The organism is Flavobacterium sp. (assembly GCF_024710485.1).
Lineage (GTDB): Bacteria > Bacteroidota > Bacteroidia > Flavobacteriales > Flavobacteriaceae > Flavobacterium.
The window spans coordinates 1-18,803 of the sequence record NZ_JANJUQ010000002.1 but is presented as its reverse complement, the minus strand read 5'-3'; the positions used below and the strand labels follow the sequence as shown (position 1 = coordinate 18,803).

The 18,803-nt window shown below is 36.4% G+C and carries 17 protein-coding genes; 3 read left to right on the top strand and 14 right to left on the bottom strand.

The window, feature by feature from the left end:
* Window positions 1–48 precede the first annotated feature (48 nt).
* Window positions 49–912, top strand: coding sequence for a helix-turn-helix transcriptional regulator (locus Q0M21_RS00135; RefSeq protein ID WP_295333025.1), 864 nt, complete (start codon window positions 49–51; stop codon window positions 910–912).
* A gap of 60 nt (window positions 913–972) precedes the next feature.
* Here Q0M21_RS00135 and Q0M21_RS00130 read toward each other — a convergent pair whose 3' ends face one another.
* Complete coding sequence (locus Q0M21_RS00130) at window positions 973–2,436, bottom strand: aminoacyl-histidine dipeptidase (protein ID WP_295333023.1); 1,464 nt, start codon at window positions 2,434–2,436, stop codon at window positions 973–975.
* Window positions 2,437–2,602: 166 nt separating this feature from the next.
* On the opposite strand from Q0M21_RS00130, the gene Q0M21_RS00125 reads away from it, so the two are divergent.
* On the top strand, window positions 2,603–3,658 hold the full coding sequence (locus Q0M21_RS00125; protein WP_295333021.1) for a DUF3810 domain-containing protein: 1,056 nt from the start codon (window positions 2,603–2,605) through the stop codon (window positions 3,656–3,658).
* Here the strand turns inward: Q0M21_RS00125 and Q0M21_RS00120 are convergent, their stop codons facing one another.
* The 12 genes from Q0M21_RS00120 to Q0M21_RS00065 form a co-directional block, all read right to left on the bottom strand.
* Window positions 3,659–4,231: a sigma-70 family RNA polymerase sigma factor gene (locus tag Q0M21_RS00120; protein WP_295333019.1), complete on the bottom strand. Its 573-nt coding sequence runs from the start codon at window positions 4,229–4,231 to the stop codon at window positions 3,659–3,661.
* Window positions 4,232–5,332: 1,101 nt separating this feature from the next.
* Window positions 5,333–5,902: a hypothetical protein gene (locus Q0M21_RS00115; RefSeq protein WP_295333017.1), complete on the bottom strand. Its 570-nt coding sequence runs from the start codon at window positions 5,900–5,902 to the stop codon at window positions 5,333–5,335.
* Between the two features lie 17 nt (window positions 5,903–5,919).
* Entirely contained in the window at window positions 5,920–6,342 is a 423-nt protein-coding gene (locus Q0M21_RS00110) for a hypothetical protein (RefSeq protein WP_295333015.1), read from the bottom strand.
* 11 nt (window positions 6,343–6,353) lie between these two features.
* Window positions 6,354–7,181, bottom strand: coding sequence for a hypothetical protein (locus Q0M21_RS00105; RefSeq protein ID WP_295333013.1), 828 nt, complete (start codon window positions 7,179–7,181; stop codon window positions 6,354–6,356).
* A 199-nt stretch (window positions 7,182–7,380) separates the two neighbouring features.
* Window positions 7,381–7,776, bottom strand: coding sequence for a DUF3293 domain-containing protein (locus Q0M21_RS00100; RefSeq protein WP_295333011.1), 396 nt, complete (start codon window positions 7,774–7,776; stop codon window positions 7,381–7,383).
* Window positions 7,777–7,914: 138 nt separating this feature from the next.
* Window positions 7,915–10,056, bottom strand: a complete 2,142-nt coding sequence (locus tag Q0M21_RS00095) for an ATP-dependent helicase (protein WP_295333009.1) — start codon at window positions 10,054–10,056, stop codon at window positions 7,915–7,917.
* Between the two features lie 6 nt (window positions 10,057–10,062).
* Window positions 10,063–10,698, bottom strand: coding sequence for a ribonuclease H family protein (locus tag Q0M21_RS00090; RefSeq protein ID WP_295333007.1), 636 nt, complete (start codon window positions 10,696–10,698; stop codon window positions 10,063–10,065).
* 15 nt (window positions 10,699–10,713) lie between these two features.
* Window positions 10,714–11,700, bottom strand: a complete 987-nt coding sequence (locus Q0M21_RS00085; RefSeq protein ID WP_295333005.1) for an HNH endonuclease — start codon at window positions 11,698–11,700, stop codon at window positions 10,714–10,716.
* Window positions 11,701–11,705: 5 nt separating this feature from the next.
* Window positions 11,706–13,904 carry a DNA/RNA helicase domain-containing protein gene (locus tag Q0M21_RS00080; protein ID WP_295333003.1) on the bottom strand — a complete coding sequence of 733 codons (2,199 nt, stop codon included), beginning with the start codon at window positions 13,902–13,904 and terminating at the stop codon, window positions 11,706–11,708.
* Window positions 13,901–14,239 (bottom strand): nucleotide pyrophosphohydrolase, encoded by a 339-nt coding sequence (locus Q0M21_RS00075; protein ID WP_295333001.1) that lies wholly within the window; start codon window positions 14,237–14,239, stop codon window positions 13,901–13,903. Before Q0M21_RS00075 ends, Q0M21_RS00080 begins: the two co-directional genes overlap by 4 nt.
* A gap of 161 nt (window positions 14,240–14,400) precedes the next feature.
* The gene (locus Q0M21_RS00070; protein ID WP_295332999.1) at window positions 14,401–15,942 is read right to left on the bottom strand and encodes a hypothetical protein; all 1,542 of its coding nucleotides are present in this window, start codon (window positions 15,940–15,942) and stop codon (window positions 14,401–14,403) included.
* A gap of 329 nt (window positions 15,943–16,271) precedes the next feature.
* Window positions 16,272–17,021 (bottom strand): hypothetical protein, encoded by a 750-nt coding sequence (locus Q0M21_RS00065; protein WP_295332997.1) that lies wholly within the window; start codon window positions 17,019–17,021, stop codon window positions 16,272–16,274.
* A 291-nt stretch (window positions 17,022–17,312) separates the two neighbouring features.
* On the opposite strand from Q0M21_RS00065, the gene Q0M21_RS00060 reads away from it, so the two are divergent.
* Window positions 17,313–17,516, top strand: a complete 204-nt coding sequence (locus tag Q0M21_RS00060) for a hypothetical protein (protein WP_295332995.1) — start codon at window positions 17,313–17,315, stop codon at window positions 17,514–17,516.
* A 605-nt stretch (window positions 17,517–18,121) separates the two neighbouring features.
* Here Q0M21_RS00060 and Q0M21_RS00055 read toward each other — a convergent pair.
* Window positions 18,122–18,673, bottom strand: a complete 552-nt coding sequence (locus Q0M21_RS00055) for a hypothetical protein (RefSeq protein ID WP_295332993.1) — start codon at window positions 18,671–18,673, stop codon at window positions 18,122–18,124.
* Between the last annotated feature and the right edge of the window lie 130 nt (window positions 18,674–18,803).

Sequence of the window (18,803 nt, the reverse complement as noted above, 5' to 3'; positions counted from 1 at the left end):
TCATCAATAGTTTAGTATCTTCACTAATAATAGCACAATTGAGACATTTTGAAAAAAAATCCGGTTTACAATATTGACAATTTTAAAGCCGATTTTGGGAAGAAAGAGCTGTACATCAACACTTTTAAAAATCATTTAAAAGCGCACAGTTTTATTGAAAAACCGCATCGACATAACTTTTATCTGTTGGTTTTATTCACCAATGGCAGCGGGAATCATGCAATTGACTTTACCAATTACGTCATAAAACCGGGCAGCTTATTTGTACTACAACCGGGACAAATACACCATTGGGAACTTTCCGAGGATATTGAAGGCTACATCTTCTTTTACTCACAAGAAGTATATAATATCTATTTTGCCCAAAAAAGAATAGAGGATTATCCCTTTTACCAATCGGTAAGAAACCAACCGGCTATTGTTTTTGAAAGAGAAGAATTGCAAACGCTACTACCGTATTTCGACCTGATGATTCAGGAGAGTCAAAGTACAAATTCTAATAAACAAGACAAACTACTCAATTTACTGGATTGCATTCACATTGAGATTTCCGGAAAATACTTAGCAGAATCCAATCATACCTCGCATTCGTACAATTATAAAATTCAACATTTTGAGCAACTATTGGAGCAATACTTTACTGCCGAAAAAGCGCCATCTTTTTATGCCGAAAAAATGAATATTACACTCAAACACCTCAATCGAATTTGCAAAGACATACTGAACCAAACCGTAACTGAGCTGATTGCCAAAAGAATAATTTTAGAAGCCAAAAGGCTTTTAATTGACGCTTCAAAAACCATCAGTCAAGTTGCTGGTAATTTGGGGTTTGAGAATTATGCTTACTTCATTAGGTTGTTTAAAAAACAAACCGGTATGACGCCCAATGAATTTCGAAAAATGATAAATTAAAAAACCCGCTCAGTATAGAACGGGTTTTTAATAATCTAATATTCTAAGATGTCTAACAATCTAATTTTTGGCAGGAATGTTAGCTAAAATTTCCAAGAAGAATTTCCAGAATTTTTGAGACGATTTAATCGAAGCTCTTTCATCCGGACTGTGCGCACCGTGAATCGTCGGCCCGAAAGAAATCATGTCCATTCCAGGGTAGTTAGTTCCTAAAATTCCACATTCCAATCCGGCATGACAAGCCACTACATTGGGTTTGGTTCCGTTTTGTTTTTCGTAAATGTCGACCAAAACTTTTAAGATTTCCGAATTTACATTCGGTGTCCAACCCGGATAGCTGCCGCCGAATTCTACTTCGCAACCAAACAATTCGTATGCTGAACGCAAGCCATTGGCCAAATCCATTTTAGAACTTTCTACTGAGGAACGCGTCAAATTCTGAATCGAAATTTGTCCGTCTTTCACCACTACTCTGGCAATATTATTAGAAGTTTCCACCAAATCAGCCATGTCGGCACTCATACGGTAAACACCGTTATGCGCCGCATAAATCGAACGCAACAAACCTTCTTGCACACCCAAATCCATCACTTTCGCCGGTAAATCGCTTTTTACAATTTCGATGGTTAAGTTGGGTTCCGTCGTTTTGTATTCGGTTTTGATATCGTTGATGATTTCCTGCATATCAAACACAAAAGCCTCATCATACATACCGGCTACAATTACTTTAGCCACACTTTCACGCGGAATCGCATTGCGCAAACTGCCACCGTTTATTTCAGCAATTTGCAACCCAAAGTTTTCAAATCCGTCAAACAACAAACGGTTCATGATTTTGTTGGCATTTCCCAATCCTTTGTGAATGTCCATTCCGGAGTGTCCGCCGTTTAAGCCTTTTACGGTAATGGTGTAGCCCACAGAACCTTCCGGAGTTTCTTCCTCATGATAAGCTCTAGTGGCCGTTACATCAATTCCGCCTGCACAACCAATGTCGATTTCATCGTCTTCTTCAGTATCTAAATTCAGAAGAATTTCTCCTTGTAAAATACCGCCTTTTAAGTTCAAAGCACCGGTCATTCCGGTTTCTTCATCTATGGTAAACAAGGCGTCAATAGCAGGATGCGGAATATCTTTGCTTTCCAAAACAGCCATAATCGCAGCAACACCCAAACCGTTGTCGGCTCCTAAAGTAGTTCCTTTGGCACGAACCCAATCGCCATCTACATACATATCGATGCCTTGGGTTAAAAAGTCGAATTCGGTATCATTATTTTTTTGATGCACCATATCCAAGTGACCTTGCAGCACAACAGTTTTACGGTTTTCCATACCCGGAGTGGCCGGTTTACGAATGATAACGTTTCGGATATCGTCTTCAAAAGTTTCTAATCCTAAACTGTTTCCGAAATTCTTCATGAATTCTATTACACGCTCTTCTTTTTTAGACGGACGTGGTACCGCATTTAAGTCGGCAAACTTGTTCCAAAGGGCTTTAGGCTCTAAGTTTCTAATGTCTTGGCTCATTTTTTAAGTTTCTAAGTTACTAAGTGGCTGATATGATGAGTTTAATGAGTTCCGTTGCTCAGTAACTTAGTTACCCAGCTACTCAGTTTCTCAGCGTCGCAAAGTTACAAAGTTTAACTACTTTAGAAATTGAATTGTGATTATATTTACATTTTAAAAAGATACTTTGAAACGAAAATATATTCTTCCTTTGTTTTTGCTGATTCAGTTACTCTTGCTGAAAATTTTAACCTTTTTCCCGGAAACGGTGGAACGCTTCTACAGCAATGGCTTATATATTTGGCTTTCAAAATGTTCGCGTTTCTTATTAGGAAAAATTCCCTTTTCTGTGGGCGATATTGTTTACAGTTTTGTGATTCTTTACGGCATCTATTGGCTGCATAAAAATCGGAAAGTACGGTGGAAAGTTAAAATTTGGCCGCTATTGAGTTTTGTATCGGTAGCTTATTTTCTGTTTCATTTGCTTTGGGCGTTCAATTACTACCGAGTGCCGTTGTTCGAAAAAATGACTATCAAGCGAGAATACTCCGAGATTGACTTAATAGCGTTTACAGAAAAATTGATTGTCAAAACGAATGCAGTTCACAAAGCCATCACCAAAGACAGTCTGAAGAAAGTAACGAATCCTTACAGTCAAGACAGCATTTTTAAACTCACACAAAACGGTTACGATCAACTGGCGAAAGAACACGCCTATTTTGAATATAAAATTCCAAGTCAGAAAAAATCGCTGTTGAGTTTACCCTTAACTTACATGGGATTTGGCGGCTACTTGAATCCGTTTACCAACGAAGCGCAAGTGAATGACAAATTGCCAATGTACGGTTTTCCGAATGTGGTTTGCCACGAAATGGCGCATCAAATTGGTTTTGGTAGCGAAAGCGAATGCAACTTCATTGGTTTTTTAGCCGGTGTTAAAAACGAAGATTTGTATTTTCAATACTCGGCCTTGTCCAATGCCTTACGCTATTGTATGTCGAACATAGGCATGAAAAACGAAAAGGAATTTGACCGTTTAAAGGTCAAAATCAATCCGGGTATCATTAAAAATTATCGTGAAAGCGAAACCTTTTGGCAACAATACGATACTTTTATAGACAAAGCTTTTCATGCTTTTTACGACCAATATTTAAAGTCAAACCAACAAGAAGAAGGCATTGACAGTTACAGTAAGTTTGTGGATTTATTGGTGAATTATTACAAAGGAAAGGAAATTCAATAACTAGTGCTTTCCGCAAATACGGCAATCCTCTTTTTCCTGATGTTCCCCTACTAAGAAGCCTTTATCATTTAACCGGTAATGGCAACATTCCATGAAACCTTCCTGCAGCAATCTTCTTCCTCGTTGTATTCTGGATTTTACTGCAGGTAGTGTCATTTTTAGAATTTCAGCCACTTCAGCCTGCTTTTTTCCGTTAATTTCACTTTGGATCAAAGGTTCTCTATACAATTCCGGCAAATTTTTAATCATTGGCAATAAACAACTAATCGGACTGCGTTGCTCTTCTGTAGTAGCTTCTTCAGGCAGATTGCTATTCAAAGATATATTGTTTGGTTTTCCAAAATGATTCATAACTGTATTGTAAGCAATACTAAAAATCCAAGAGCGTAAACTTTCCGTTTTTTGTACTTTCTCTAAATTAAGATGAACCTTAATAAATACTTCTTGCAGTAAATCATTAGTCAATTCCGAATCTTTGACTTTACTTCTGATATAACGCTTTACTTCGGTTGAATAACTATTCCAAACTTCTGCTGAAGTCAATGATGTTGGTATGTCTTTTGTTGTTTTCATACTGGTTTTGGTAAATAAAGATACAAAATAAAACCCAACCATTACAGGTTGGGTTGTTGTTTAATTACAGCTGTGACAAGCACAATTTGTACATTGACAGTTTACACAGGTACAAGTACCACCGTTAGCGCATCCGCAATTATTTGAATCTTTTGTTCTCATGATGATTAATTTTATGGTTTATATCAATAAGACCGGAAAGTTTGGAAAAAGATGCAGAAATTGTGATTTTTTTTTCAGAGGCGAAATAAGAGAGTGGTGTTTTGTTTATTCGTGATCTCAGGAGATATGAACTTTCTGAAATTACGCCCTAAAATCAAGGCTATAGAGTAATACATTCTTCAAGTACCCCGAATTCTACCCCTATCAATATGATTCGCTTTGTGCCATTTTGATAGAGTGAATTTAGGAAGTTCATCTAAAAACAACAACTATCGATGTACAATAATTGAACTGCTGACTTTGATAATCAGTCAACAATTAAGTCCAACACTTACTCGTATTTTAAGCTGGTGTAATCACTGAACTCTTCAATGCTCTCAAACTCATTTTCGAGCTTATTGAGGTCATTTCTTATCTTATGCATAGTCTAAGACTTTGCCGGTAACTTTTGCCTGTAATACGCTGTATATCCTTTGGGTAGACACACAACCTCTTTGGGGGATTTCATACTTTATCCATGCCTTTGATTGGGCTTTGAGTAGGTTTAAAGTTAGAGATAATCAGTACACTTTTTGCTAACAATCTACTAATTATTCTTTTTGGCGGCGATAACTACCGTTGGTTTGGAAAATTTTAAACTAGAGACTCTCTAAAAAAATGTCATTTTCCAGAGAAGTTATACCTCAACTTATTCTTTACATCACAAATCGCGATATGCGATATGTGTTCACTTTTTTTGTTTGTTCACGTTTCGTGAACAAGTGTTTTTATGTGAACACTAGGTGATGAAAATACGAACGAGGGTGAATTTTGACTAAAATTACCCTCGTTTTGTTTTAGAAGGTAAAATTTACCTTCGTTTGATAAAGTTACTATTAGATGATAAACCGGAATGGTTTATCGTAGAAAATTAGGTTTACTTTATTATAAAATAATGGATTATGATTTTTGGTTCTTACTACGTATTTTAAATGCCAAACTATCCTCTGAAACATCTCTTAAAAATTCCTTCGAATCATAAACAACCCCCGTTTTCATCATCTCCAATGTATGATCGGGATACAAAAATGTATTCGGGGTTTTATTTGAAGTTGTTAGTGAAGTAATTGCACTTTCTGCATTAAGCTTTATCCTCGGGTCAATAGCACCCGATTTTTCCAAACAAATAGTTTCATCGGCAAAAACAATAACAGTTCTGTTTTGTTCTAATGCTGCCATCAACAATTCAACTAAGTGAATAATGGCTTTCTTAAGTAACACCTCATCCGTTGAGAATTTCGGATATTGAATCCATTCCAAAGTAACTGATGGTTCTTCTTGCCCTAAAAAAACAATTTCGCAAGGCGTCACTTTGGTAATTAATGCTACTCCTGTTGTATCTAAAACTGCCTTCTGCCCTATTTGCAATTCCTTTTTAAAGTTGGACAATGAAATCGGCTGGCTCGTATAGCCTTTCAACAAGCCAAGGGTTGCAACAGCCGTAAATGTTTTTGAACTTATTCTATTCATCATTACTAGTGTAAAGATTAACGAAAACTATTGCACAGGCCATACTCAACCAATCTATCGTCTTTAAATTCAAAGCGAAATCCAATCGTATTTTGATAAATAAGGATTCGCTTTACCCCTTCATCTAACGGATTATTGTAGGTCCATTTATATACTTTTACTTTCTTGCCAAAATCACAAAAAATGCATTGCGAATCATATTCAGACAGCTCAAGCAGCACAGTGCCTAACTTCGTATTTTTCCAACTACTCATGATATCCAGTATGTCCATAAGCACCGCTTCCGCGTCTTCTATAAAGGATAAATCATATTTTTTGAAAAGAGCGGCAAATGCTTCTGCCTCCATGGTTTTACAAGCCTCTTCATGCTCCTTTAAAAAGGCTGTTGTAGTTTCCGGTGTAAAATGATTGTGACGTATTTTAAAGGTGGTGGAACTCATCTTGCTGTAATTTAAAAGGTATTGATAATGGGTTGTACATAGTGCAGCGTATTTTTAGCTATCGTATTCTTGTTAGTGTCTAAAAGAATGCCACCCGATGGAATTTCGGTACTAGCCACTATACTGCCATCAGGTTCAAAATAATGGGCTTTAGTAGGGCTTAACACTAAAACCATTCTAATTTGATTATGATTCTTCCGTTTCAAACTATCATAGTATTGTTGGGATACCTCTAGCAAGTGCTTCTCAACAAGTTCCTTATCGTTCCAACAATTTCGAATGATTAAGCCCGGAAAGTGCTTTTCGGTAGTGTTACTACTAATTGGAATCTGAGTAAAACATACCGATTGAACCGGTATAATTAAATACGGAAATCGGCCGTAATGAAGACCAAAGTTTTGATGGGTAAAATTAAATTTCCCCTCACCTTCCCAATCCATAGCCATGCAGTTAAAATCAGCTAAGTATTGGGTAGTTTTTGGCGACTTAGTCCTGTTCCAAAGTAATACATACCGGGCCTGGGTTTGAATCATGTAATTACCGCTTGCATTACCCAAACTAAACGCTTTTCCGGTAAATTTTTTGTCTTGGTCAAAATACCAAAGTTCATAAGGTACACAACCGGTAACATCCAGCAACGAAGTTAATCCGTCGTGCTGCCATTCGATGATTAAAGGTGTTGCTTCATCATAAATGAGTTCCCTTACTAAAACTACATTTTGGGTAATTTCCCATTTTTGTACGGTGAGTAGTTTGTACTCATCATAATGGTTTTGGGTAACCAAATGTTGGTGCCGGCAAATTAGTTGCAACACAGCACTTGAGTTGGCATGTTTCATAACATAACAATTAAAAATTAAACATTTTTGTTATGTCGACTCAATACGGTAAAAGAATTGCGGCTTCTCCACACATTTGAACGACTGTTCCGCATACTGGGCCACCGTGTCGTGAGCTGATCGGTTGGCATCCCGATAGGTATCGGAATTCTGGATGCTTTAGCAAAGTTGTACAAATTATTTCTAATCTGCAAGTTTTTTAAGGCAAAATTGTATAAACTAATGTCGCTATCCCATTTTTTTCACCCCAAACAAATGCCAATTGGCCATATTTCACGGCGAGTTCATTCGCTTTTTCTAAAGTTATATTTTCTATAAAAAAACTTTCCTCTGACCATTGTTCATCTTCAGAAACACCGATACCATGACTGTATTGTAACCCGAGGTTTTTGATGTCTTGCGCCAACTGATGGTTCCTGTCTTTATTTGCTTCCAATGGCAATACCTCCGGTAGCGGGTTCCATGCGGTGATGAATGCCCACGATGTAAGGGAATGTAACGCTGTAATTTTTGAATTGATTTTAATGTCAATCACCGGGTTTAGTACTTTATAAGTAGTGCCTAAAAATGCTTGGTGTATTTGTTGGTTGGTCATAAGTCGGTTTTGGGTTGTATAAAAATCCTACAGTTATTCTTGCCACGAGGTTGCCATTAAGACTATACTTGATGTTTATTAATATGATGAGAGTTTTGATTGGTCATATTAAGTGGGTTTTTGAATAATTTGTATAAATTAATACTTCTCCCCACATTTTGGACAAGCAACCCATTCTTCTTTCATGGGAGCATGACAACTTTTACACTCATTCTGTCTGTGGTTTATCTTTGTCAGTTGCTTACTTTTTGAGGTGTACTCTGCCGGGATTTCGTTCAAAAAACTCGATTCATTGCCTCTTTCGGTAATTAAATAAAGTTTTTCTTTGGCTCTTGTGAGGGCTACATAAAATAGTCTTCTTTCTTCTTCTAACATTAAATTGTAATCGGCTGTTTTAATAATTTGGAATAATCGGTCTTCTAACCATACATCAGGGAAGCCACCTTTTCCATTTGTTAACCCAACAATAAAAACAACTTTGGCCTCCAATCCTTTTGAAGCGTGAATGGTTTTTCCATTCACAAAAAACTTATGTTGTTTAAATTCCTCACGGTATTTGAAAAACATATTATTCCTGCGGTAGAGAAACAAAATATCGTCTTTAGCATAGCCTTCTTCCAATAACTCTTTTACTTTTTCAATACAATATCTAACATTGTCCTCATCATTATTACCATGCTGAATTACAATTTTCTCTTGGGTATCCTTTGTGGCTGAAATATCTTTTTCAATCTTGTATTTATTGTATTTTATTACTTCGTTACTGGCCTCAACAATATTTCGCTCACTTCTGTAATTTTGGTTTAGTTTGATGAGTTGTGCATCAGAAAAGTACTTTTCAAAATTGATGATATATTCCACATTCGAGCCCCTGAAGCCATAAATACTTTGCCAATCATCACCAACACAAAACAATTGCGTGGAAGGTTTTATAATTAGCTTTATTAATTCTACCTGAAGATTATTTACATCCTGAAACTCATCCACAAGGATATATTGGTATCTGTCTTGATAACGTTGTCTTACATCTTCATGATTGGTAAACAGGTTAGCTGTTTTAAGAATCAAATCGTTAAAATCCAAATAGGATTTATTTACAGTATAGTTGATATAATCTTTAATAATGGGGATGGCTAACTCGTAAAATATCCTAACGCGCTCATGCTGGTCTTTCCCCGCTCTTACGGTTATTTCGTCTAAAGCAATATTTTCCACCTTTATCATATCGCAAATCCGAATGATTTGTCGAACCAAATCTTTTACCTCTTCATAATACCCGTTAAACTCCTCTAAGTAGTTTAATTTTTTGTCTTGATGAAAATCCAATGGTAATCGGCTCTTCACAATTTGATCGAGTGTATGATTAAAAATAGCCGAATCTTGCGTATTGCGTTCGAATGTTTTGGCATATAAGATATTCCCTTTGGCAAACTGCTTTTCTTTATCCTCCATGGGGTAACTCAAATCACTAACATGTTCTAAGTACAAATTGGCATCCGGAATAAAAAAGTCAGGATGAAAATCAAAATCTCTCACATTCAATAGGGGTTCATACACAAATGGTATACTGTGGCGATAGAGCCAATCGGCGATATACTGTTCCGACTTTGATTTTACCTTAGTGCCATTTAAAGTGGTATAAAATTTACCATCGGTAACTTTAGGCGACTCGTATTCTTTGGGGATATGGATTTTATCCACCAAATAGTCCAGGATATAGCGTTTGGCTTTCAATAGAAAATCATTGCGCTCACATTTCTCTATAAACAAGCGGTGGAATACTTCAAAAACGGTTTCACTGGCAATGCGGTTAGAGATGTCATCCATATCGGTTGATTTTTCATCACCTATAATTTTAAACTTATTGTCAAACTCTTTTACACCATCGGTTCGCAATACACTATAACAAAAGCTGTGAAAGGTGCGAATCGTTAATCCTTCAATCCACTTATACTTGCGTTGCCAATTTCGGCGCTCTGCATCTTTTTCTGTTCGGGTTAATTCTTTACTGAAAATGATTCGTTCATAAATACCACTACTGTCAGCCGAAACGATCAAGCGGTCTATCATTTCGTTGGTGGCGTTTTTGGTAAATGTAATGGCCAAAATACTGGAAGGAGGTACCTTTTTTTCTTTTATCAGGTAGATGATTTTTTGCAATAGGGTTTTCGTTTTACCCGAACCGGCACCGGCCAAAACCAGCAAGCGCTTGGCATCACTAACCACAGCTTCCTGCTGACGGTCGTTTAATCCCTCTAAAATGTTATCACTTTCAGACATATCTTTTTATTTTCTTCCAAAATCGGCAGGGTTTTCGCCCCAGGCTTTGGTTTCCCATTTTAATATTGGGTTTTCATATTCGTTGTTTAACAACCATCTTTCTGCTCTGGCTAACATATCAAAAAGCTTTTTATTCTTTTCACTAGTCGGATGGTCTGTTCGGGCTCTCTTATCTTTAATCCAACCTATAGCAATTTTACTATCGGAATATATGGGCACTTTCCAATGCCATTGTTTGCACAAAGCTAAAGCATGAACTATGGCTAAAAATTCTACAATGTTGTTTGTACCATCTTCCAACGGTCCTACATGAAATAGTACTTCATACGTTTTATTATAAACACCCTGGTATTCCACCATACCGGTAGTAGTATTCCAAGCACCATCTACTGCTATACTTTCCTCTATGGGATTGCCTATTAATTCTAATGCTTCTTTAGATAGCTTATTTACATTGGTAGGATGATTTCTTATATAGTCTGAACTTTCTTTAGCAAAAGCATCTTCAGCCGCTTTTCTGGAGGGAAAGGACTTGAATACTGCACCGGGAAATCCACCGGTTTGTTGTTTACAGGCTTCCCATGAGTCAAAAACTCCGGTCTCACGACCGTGCCATACTACATAGAATTTTGGTTTTGCCATTTTGAAATATCGTAATTACAATAAAAAAATTTCACCATTATGCCACTTCAAAGCCTCAATTGATGGGAACCATTTTTCATATTTAGGTAATTGAATTGATTTTCCATCAAATTGTCTTATGGAGTAGTTAGAATCATTTTCTTTTAAGATAGGAGATACACGTACAATAAAATCTTTATTGATGGTAATTAATCCACGATCAAATGCTCGATGTAAATTTGGACATAATGAAATACCGTTTTGTATAGTGTCATCCCTTGAAATACTAAATGGTACAATATGACATGCATCAATCATTTGAATTGAGCGTTCAGCAATAGACTCAATTTTAAATCCGGATATACAACAAGAATAATCATAAATTTCAGGAACTTTCTTTTTAAACACACCACCACGTACAAACATTTCCTCTTGAAAATCAGTTTCCTCCAATTTAGATTCTAATTCTGTTATTTGTAAAACATATTCCTCTGGTGATTCATTTAGAATTTGGTTTTCAATCGTAACAAGCAAAGAAGGGTTTGCATTATTGTATTGAAGTTTTGTGTCAGGGAAATAATGTTCTAGTATATAATTAGTAAAAAAGGCATTTTCATTGGGTTGTTGCAAAAGATTAAATAAACTAACATCTATTTCTGCATAAGATATGTTTTCAGTGAGACTTTTAAAACTCTTGATGCTTTTAGAACTTGTGATGAACTCTTGAAATTGCGTATTACTTTTTAAATGCCAAAAGGGTTCTGAACGTAAATGAAAAAAAGGTAATGAGAAATTTTCTTTATGCCCAGTGATAACCAATTTTTTCCAATTGTCTTTGAAGGCAATCACTAGTTCTGGAGTTATAAAAATTTTATTGCTATTTATTTCACCTTTTTGGACAAGTTCAAATATTGACAATAACAATATGGGTTTATGGGGAGCAAACCCCATACCTTTATTAAAAGCTCTATTTAACTTTCCTAATAAATGAATATATTTTTCTGTATCGCTATTGAATTTCATAGTAACTAATCTATAACCCCCTCAAACACCCCAATCACCTTAAAATCAGTAATTGTATCCTTTTGGAGTACAATAGGTTCAAACGAGTTATCAAAGGATTTTGGTTTTAGGAGAATGTATTCGTGTTGCCAAGTGTCTTCACCTATCATTTTTTTACTCTCGTATTCTTTTACGGTATAACTCGCTCCGGATTCGGGGTCTTGAATATCGGCCGATTGTACCAATACTATTTTGCCATTGCGTGAACCAAACTGGTATTTGCGAAATAAAGCTATGGAACCGTTCGGGATAATTTTATTCATAGATTCGCCCACAACGGTACAAGCAAACAGTTCTTCACTAGGCGAGTAGTGAGATGGGAGTTTTATCCACTCCAACACTTTGGGTTGTTGTTCGTCACTAAAGCCACCGGCAGCCGCTTCTAAATCGTATAGCGGTATAGCGTTTTCATAAGGTTTTATTTCCTCACTTTCTGTAAAGTGATAATTTGGTACGGCGCTTTCATAAGTAGCAATATGTTGAGCCAAATAGGTTCTCAAATTAGGGTCGCACGCATAAACATAGGTGCCTTTAATACCACGCAATAAGATGGTTTTGTAGATGTTGAGTATGAAGTTTTTTAAAACCTCGGCATCTTTAATGGTATTCTTTCCTGCTTTGTCTTTATAATTTTCAGGGATGATTTCTATAGAATTAGTTTCCGGATTATACGTTATCTCATTCCCGAAAATAATCCCGGCATAATTTAAATCATACCCTTGGGTAGTGTGTATACAACCCACTTCTTCAATCGCATTTTCGGTATTAATCCAATCGATATTAGTACCATTCCAACGTAGTTTTACATTTTCAATTTCAATATCGAAAGCAGTTTTGTCATTTTTGGAAGCCCATTCCCAAGAGTATCCTGCGATCATTCGAGATAAGCCATTTTCTTGCTCTCGCAATTTCAACTCATGGAGAAAATGTTCAATATTTTGAAATAAGACAAACTCATAATCTTTGGAAGTATATTTGGGTTGGGTTGAAGGAATTGAACAATCCAATAATTTTTTTATGTAATCTACATAACCATTACCTCCATTAACCCTAAACTGCGATTTTAATTGTTCTACCACCGTATTAGGCAGTTGTTTCATTCGGGTAAATTCTTCTTGTAAAACGTCTGAAGGTTTGATGGACTGGTTTTCATCATAAAAATAAATGCATTTGGCACGGGTGCGTTGCATCCAATCCAACTCATGGGTTTTGTCTTTGTCCACTTTAAGATAATCGCATACTTCATCAAAAATTTTGAAATAAGGACCGAGATTCACCCTACGACGCAAGCGATGAGACTCATCGACTAAAATGATGTCATAATCTTCTTTAAATACATCCGAAGGACCAATCACCATTTTTGGGTTTAAACCAGTTATGTTTTTAAAAACCTTTTGCAGTGTCTTGCGGAAGGAACCCATAGGCACTACCAAGGCTACTTTGGGGTTTCGGTATTTTACTTTGAGTTTGATAATTAAGTCTAAAAACTGTTGCTCTTCCTCTCCAAACTCTTTAAAGTTAAAATCGTCATTATCGGTACAAATCAATTTTATTAGAAAGACTGCCATAATACTTTTACCGGTACCGGCACCACCTTCCATAACGATATTATGAGTAGTGTCGTTGAGTAAGTGCTGCATAATGGTCATCAAACTCCGACGCTGATCCAAAGAGAGTGATTTGTAGGGAGAATATTTAAACAAATCGGAATTGTCAATATGTTCTAAGGAATGCTGAGCGACACCTTTAGACCTTAACTGATCCCAAATCGTTCGGAATATTTCCCAATACTGAGGCTTTTGATAATAATTATGGTTGGCTAAGCCCACGTTACCATTTAACAACTTGTACTTGCCGTCTCCCGAAAAATACTTAATGAGATTGGATTCAATGTCCAGCGTAGCCGATTTGTTGAAGGTATTACTGGTAATTAAATGTACCTCGGACAATTTATTCTTGTCTCCGTTTTTGAGGTGAGCAGTCATACGACTAAACGTATCCGTGGTTTCACCTATGTAAGCCTGTTTAATTTTACCATCTGTAATTATATATACTATAGGCCATAATTCTTTGGCATAGTGGAGATTCTCTAATTCAGGTTCTTTAACTAACTCAGGCTTAAAGGCAAAGCGAATAATATCAATCTTAACGGAGTCGTTAATCATAATTCGTCATATTTTTTGGCAGTTCCTTTGGCTTTTTCCACCGGATATTTTTCAGAATTTCTTTTTATCTTTTCTAAAACAATGTCATAAATATTCAATCCGTGTTTTTCGGCTAAAAGAAAGGAAAAGGAAAGGATGTCTGCCAATTCTTCCTTGATTTTATCCACTTTTACGTGCTCCACTTCATGGTCTTTTTTCCAAAGAAAAATTTCATTCAATTCAGCGGCTTCAATGGATATGGCTAAAGCTAAGTTTTTAGAATCGTGAAATTGTTCCCAATCTCTTTCGTTTCTAAACTTAATTAATTCGTCGATAACTATTTTGTACTTATCCATGACATTTAGTTTTCCCAAACATACCAAAAAATACCCACAAATCCAATCCCCACCAATAGGTATTTTATCCCTTACTCCTAAAATAAATTTCTTACGTTTCGGTGGTTTTACAGTTTTTGGCAAGTTACAGCAAAACCGCCAAGCTTAATTACGGTTTTCCGTCAACCGGTGGCTTTCATTTTCAAGGTCTCAATTTTTTGTTCGCTTACACACGGGTCAAGGGGTTCAATGGCTAGGGTTGGGCTATAGCCAATACAACGGCTAAGTTCTTCTTGCATTACAGCGGCTACCAATTGGGCATTACGTTCCGTAGTTAGTATACTGTCATGCACCGTAAATAGTGGTACTTTAGGGTAGCTTTTATGCAACCGCTTGGCTATCACAGTAAGCATAACATGGCTTTCAATCCGTTGCAGCAATTTAGGCAATAAGCTGGCATCTTTTTGCTTTATAGCATTACACAAAGCATATGCCTCAGGATATTGTTTTTTAAAAATCCTTTTCGGAGCGGCTTGGTCTTGACCTATAAATTGGTTGCTGGTAAACAACACCTGAAACATTGCTTTTTTTAGCTCCTTTCGGTCATTTATGGTATACCCCATTACAGCCTCAAAAGCAGGTTTCAAACTATCATAAAGGGTGCCGTTTACAGCCTCTTTTACATACGCTTCAAAGCCTGTTTTTACTAGAGTTTTACGTATTTTTACCAACATAAAGTAATCAATATCTTTATAAGTACTCTCTTTATCTATATTCAATATATCTATTGTCAATATATTATTAAATTTATTAGATAAAGAAGATAGCAATATTTTGGGCTTTTCAATTTTTTTACCTTCTAAAAACGTGTTTTTTATCCTAACAGCATTAGGACGGACTATTTTGTCGCTCTTCCAAAAACCATCTTGCAACAGCAAACACAACAAATAGGGTTGGCTGTTTTTTATATCTATCGAAACCATCTTTTCACCTTTAAAAGTCAAATAATTTCGCAATGGGCTCCTCATATTAGTCAATACACTATGGTAACGCTTCACAGTGGCATCAACATGACAACTGTATTCGCCCTCTTTTAGCTTTTGCAAACTCAACACGCCTTGCTGATACTGTAATACGGGGTCTTTCATTACTTTTCTGTAATCGCCTTTATTACCGCTCGGTGTGTAATAAGTAGTATCATATCTCATTTCATAATCCCGCAACGCCGGGTACTCCATTTTCAAGGCAAACTCGGCATTCAAAAACGCATAAGCTTTATAAGTGTCTATTTCCAACCCTTTAGCAAACCAAGCATTCAAAAAGGCATAAGGCTTTGTGGAGTTCTCCAATACTCTGTATCGCTTGTTATAGTGTCTCTTCAAAGGCAAACTCTTCAAGCTCACCGTTTGCAAATCTTTGCCATAAGGTAAAGCAATTTTATACCCGGTACATTTAAAACCTTTCAAATAGCTTTTGTCACTCTTCAGCAAACCACTTTCCAATCCATAAGTCAAATACCGTTTATAATCAGTAAACATGCCTTTTAATACCGTCGCCGACAAAGGCACAAAACCCTGTTCTATAACAAGGTTTTTGTTGTGTATTGGTATGGTAATTATGTTACTCAATATAACAACCATCTTGTCTTTCGAAAACCGTTCAAAAGGAGGATTTTCGGCATAATGTTGTTCCAAATCTAAATCGGCTGGTAAATAAAATTTCATAAGCATAATATTAAATAATCTTATACTTACAAATAATATACAAAGCACTCAAATTCAAACGTGTAGTTATTAACAACATTTTCGCTTTTCACACTTTTCACTCATCGTATTTTGTCTAAAAGCGCCGTAAATTCTCATAAAACAAAGGATTCCGAAGAGCCAAAACCTAACTATTTTTGTTAATAATTTCTTTCATTTTTAGCAATTGGCATTACTTTTTGTGGTGTCAGTCAGTCATACAAAATGGCAAAATAAGCCACAAAAAAAACTCCCCGCCATTATAGCAGGGAGCCAAACAAACCAACTTTTTTAAAACCTAGGGTACTTTATTAAACCACTTCCAATACATTCAGCACATTAAAAGCCCCATTCTTCAACGGATATTGTATCCCGTTAACCTCCTGGAAAAACTCAACCAGCAACAAATACACCCGAGTACCCGTGCCGGCAGGCACCGCACTCGGGGTCAATACCACTTCCGAGTCGGTCAAGTCTATCGGTAAATTCACCACATCACTAAAACTAATGGCATGCTCACCCGTACCAAAGTCAAGGTTCACAAAAGCACTTTGCACACTAAAATGGGTAGCACCACTCGGATAACGCAACTGCTGAGCCGGAATCAACTGCGCAATAGTCACTTCTCCCGTAGCAGTAGCCACCGTAAACGGCGAGTACAACACACTTTTCAAAGCAGCGTTAATATTAAAATCAAACCCTCTCAAATACTGCTTACCCGCATCCGTTGTAATCCCTTCCGCCACATTGCGCAACCCTCTTTCCGAAACCGTGTCTTCGTTCTTAATATCCGACATTACCTTCATAAGCCTACTCGACAACTTAGCATCTTTCGCTTTAAACACCATCGTCCCCACAGCACTACGCAACAACTTACCCGCTCTGGCACTCGCACCAAACTCCACTCCGTTCTCCCGAGTCCTTGCAAAAGCAGGGTCATTCATAATCCTGTTTTTAGAAACACCTCCCTTAGTACGCACCATATGACCGTCCGCACTCTTGTAAAACGTTAGGTTTTCTAACGTTCCTTCGATCTTTAAGATCCCATTCAATTTTGCCATGATAAAAGCATTTAATATTAATAATACCTCAAAATTACTCAGGAGCTAAAAGCCACTAGGTCAGGATTTCCGTTGTTAATAACTATTGCCGAATGTGCATAAAATTGCCGTTATTTTTCCAATATTTTTTTGTATTTTTATAGGACAAAACCAACAAATTTTTAAAATCAATCGCCTGTAAAAACATTAGCCAACCTTAACTAAAAACGAGAACTATAATAGCAAGATAATAGGAAGATACTAGGTACATAGTAGCAACATCCTGCGCCATAAAAGTTAAGAGTAATAATAATGTATAAGCCAGCAATGAAAAGAATTTGTATTTACACTAAAGATGTACAACTCATCACCGGAAAATCCGAAAGACAAGCCCGTAACATCCTAATGTCCATCAAAGACGCCTACGCCAAGAAAAAACACCAACCCATCACCATCCACGAATTCTGCGAATACATGGATTTCGACCTCGATAAAATAATACCCTTAATCAAGTAAAGCACCGCTCAATAAAGCAACACTCCCTCATCACATCACTTCGATTAAGTCAATCGTAGTGCGCTCTTAACGCAAAAAAGATTAGCGATTTTCGCATTCATAGTTGGCAACCTTTTTAACATTAATAATTTACATTAAGTATCAAAGCAAAACAAGATGTTTATTAACTGAACATGTATATTTTACTGGGGTTTACAAACAATTCGGGGGTACTTTAATTAAAAAAAATCAGGTACCCCGAATTGTACCCCTAGGCATTGCAAAAAAATGATGTGATTTGAATTAGGTAGTAAAGAAAAAACCCCGAAAAACCAATGTTTTACGGGGTTATGTAGTAAAATGTAATGTACATGGTGATCTCAGAAGGATTTTGCTGCGCAACATCCTTCAAAGCTCCGCTTTGAAAATGAAACAACCCGAAAAAAATACTCAAGTAAACTTGGATATTTTTTTCGGGTTTTTTCATTTATTCGTGAACTCTATAGACTTGTTTTCGAAACAAATTATTGAGTTTATTGAAAAATTCACCTCTAGGTAAATGGAGGTTTATTTTATAAATACTAATGATATACATTCTATTTACATCAATTAAATTTAATTCTGGATTATTTGTTTAAGCTATCAACCACATAACTATGCTGGTAGTTAATCAATGTTTCTTTTTCTTTAAAGACGACCTTACAATTTGGGTATGTGATACTTTGCAACAAAAGTTGATGGTTGGTTTGTAAAAGGTTAAACATCAAATTATCAATTGAAAAGTCATTAGTTTGAAATTCATACGAACCTATGAAACCCACCTCCTTTTGTTCAATGTAAATTCCGGGAGTATCATTTAACGTTAAGTGGTTAACTTCTGTTTTATACAGAGGGAATAAATATTGCGTTGGGTCTAACTCTTGCAGGTGTATTTTTTGACTTTTTTTACCATCTATCCAAACCTCAACTTGATGATTGGTAGACCCCAACAAACCACCCAATTTTTCACAAGGTAATTTATCCAAACTTGGAATGGTATTCAACCTTAAATAATGGTAAAAAAAAGGGTCTAATAACGCTTGATGCAGGGGCTGATGCAAACGATTAGCAATTTGTGTAAAATACTCCTGCTCTATAGTGGAAAAAACGGTCAAATTGACCACCACTTTCCAGTCCAAATTGACCACCTAAATTTTAGGGTAAATTAGCCATTAAAGACCATTACTTTTTTTCATGTTGTTGACCCATACATTCGTACAAAAAACGGATTATGGCAAATAAAGTAACAGACATGAGTAAGATTAGAAA

Coding starts and splice junctions, on each gene's coding strand:
- Q0M21_RS00130 (WP_295333023.1), bottom strand. CDS start 2,436: ATGAGCCAAGACATTAGAAACTTAGAGCCTAAAGCCCTTTGGAACAAG.
- Q0M21_RS00120 (WP_295333019.1), bottom strand. CDS start 4,231: ATGAAAACAACAAAAGACATACCAACATCATTGACTTCAGCAGAAGTT.
- Q0M21_RS00115 (WP_295333017.1), bottom strand. CDS start 5,902: ATGAATAGAATAAGTTCAAAAACATTTACGGCTGTTGCAACCCTTGGC.
- Q0M21_RS00110 (WP_295333015.1), bottom strand. CDS start 6,342: ATGAGTTCCACCACCTTTAAAATACGTCACAATCATTTTACACCGGAA.
- Q0M21_RS00105 (WP_295333013.1), bottom strand. CDS start 7,181: ATGAAACATGCCAACTCAAGTGCTGTGTTGCAACTAATTTGCCGGCAC.
- Q0M21_RS00100 (WP_295333011.1), bottom strand. CDS start 7,776: ATGACCAACCAACAAATACACCAAGCATTTTTAGGCACTACTTATAAA.
- Q0M21_RS00095 (WP_295333009.1), bottom strand. CDS start 10,056: ATGTCTGAAAGTGATAACATTTTAGAGGGATTAAACGACCGTCAGCAG.
- Q0M21_RS00090 (WP_295333007.1), bottom strand. CDS start 10,698: ATGGCAAAACCAAAATTCTATGTAGTATGGCACGGTCGTGAGACCGGA.
- Q0M21_RS00085 (WP_295333005.1), bottom strand. CDS start 11,700: ATGAAATTCAATAGCGATACAGAAAAATATATTCATTTATTAGGAAAG.
- Q0M21_RS00080 (WP_295333003.1), bottom strand. CDS start 13,904: ATGATTAACGACTCCGTTAAGATTGATATTATTCGCTTTGCCTTTAAG.
- Q0M21_RS00075 (WP_295333001.1), bottom strand. CDS start 14,239: ATGGATAAGTACAAAATAGTTATCGACGAATTAATTAAGTTTAGAAAC.
- Q0M21_RS00070 (WP_295332999.1), bottom strand. CDS start 15,942: ATGAAATTTTATTTACCAGCCGATTTAGATTTGGAACAACATTATGCC.
- Q0M21_RS00065 (WP_295332997.1), bottom strand. CDS start 17,021: ATGGCAAAATTGAATGGGATCTTAAAGATCGAAGGAACGTTAGAAAAC.
- Q0M21_RS00060 (WP_295332995.1), top strand. CDS start 17,313: ATGTATAAGCCAGCAATGAAAAGAATTTGTATTTACACTAAAGATGTA.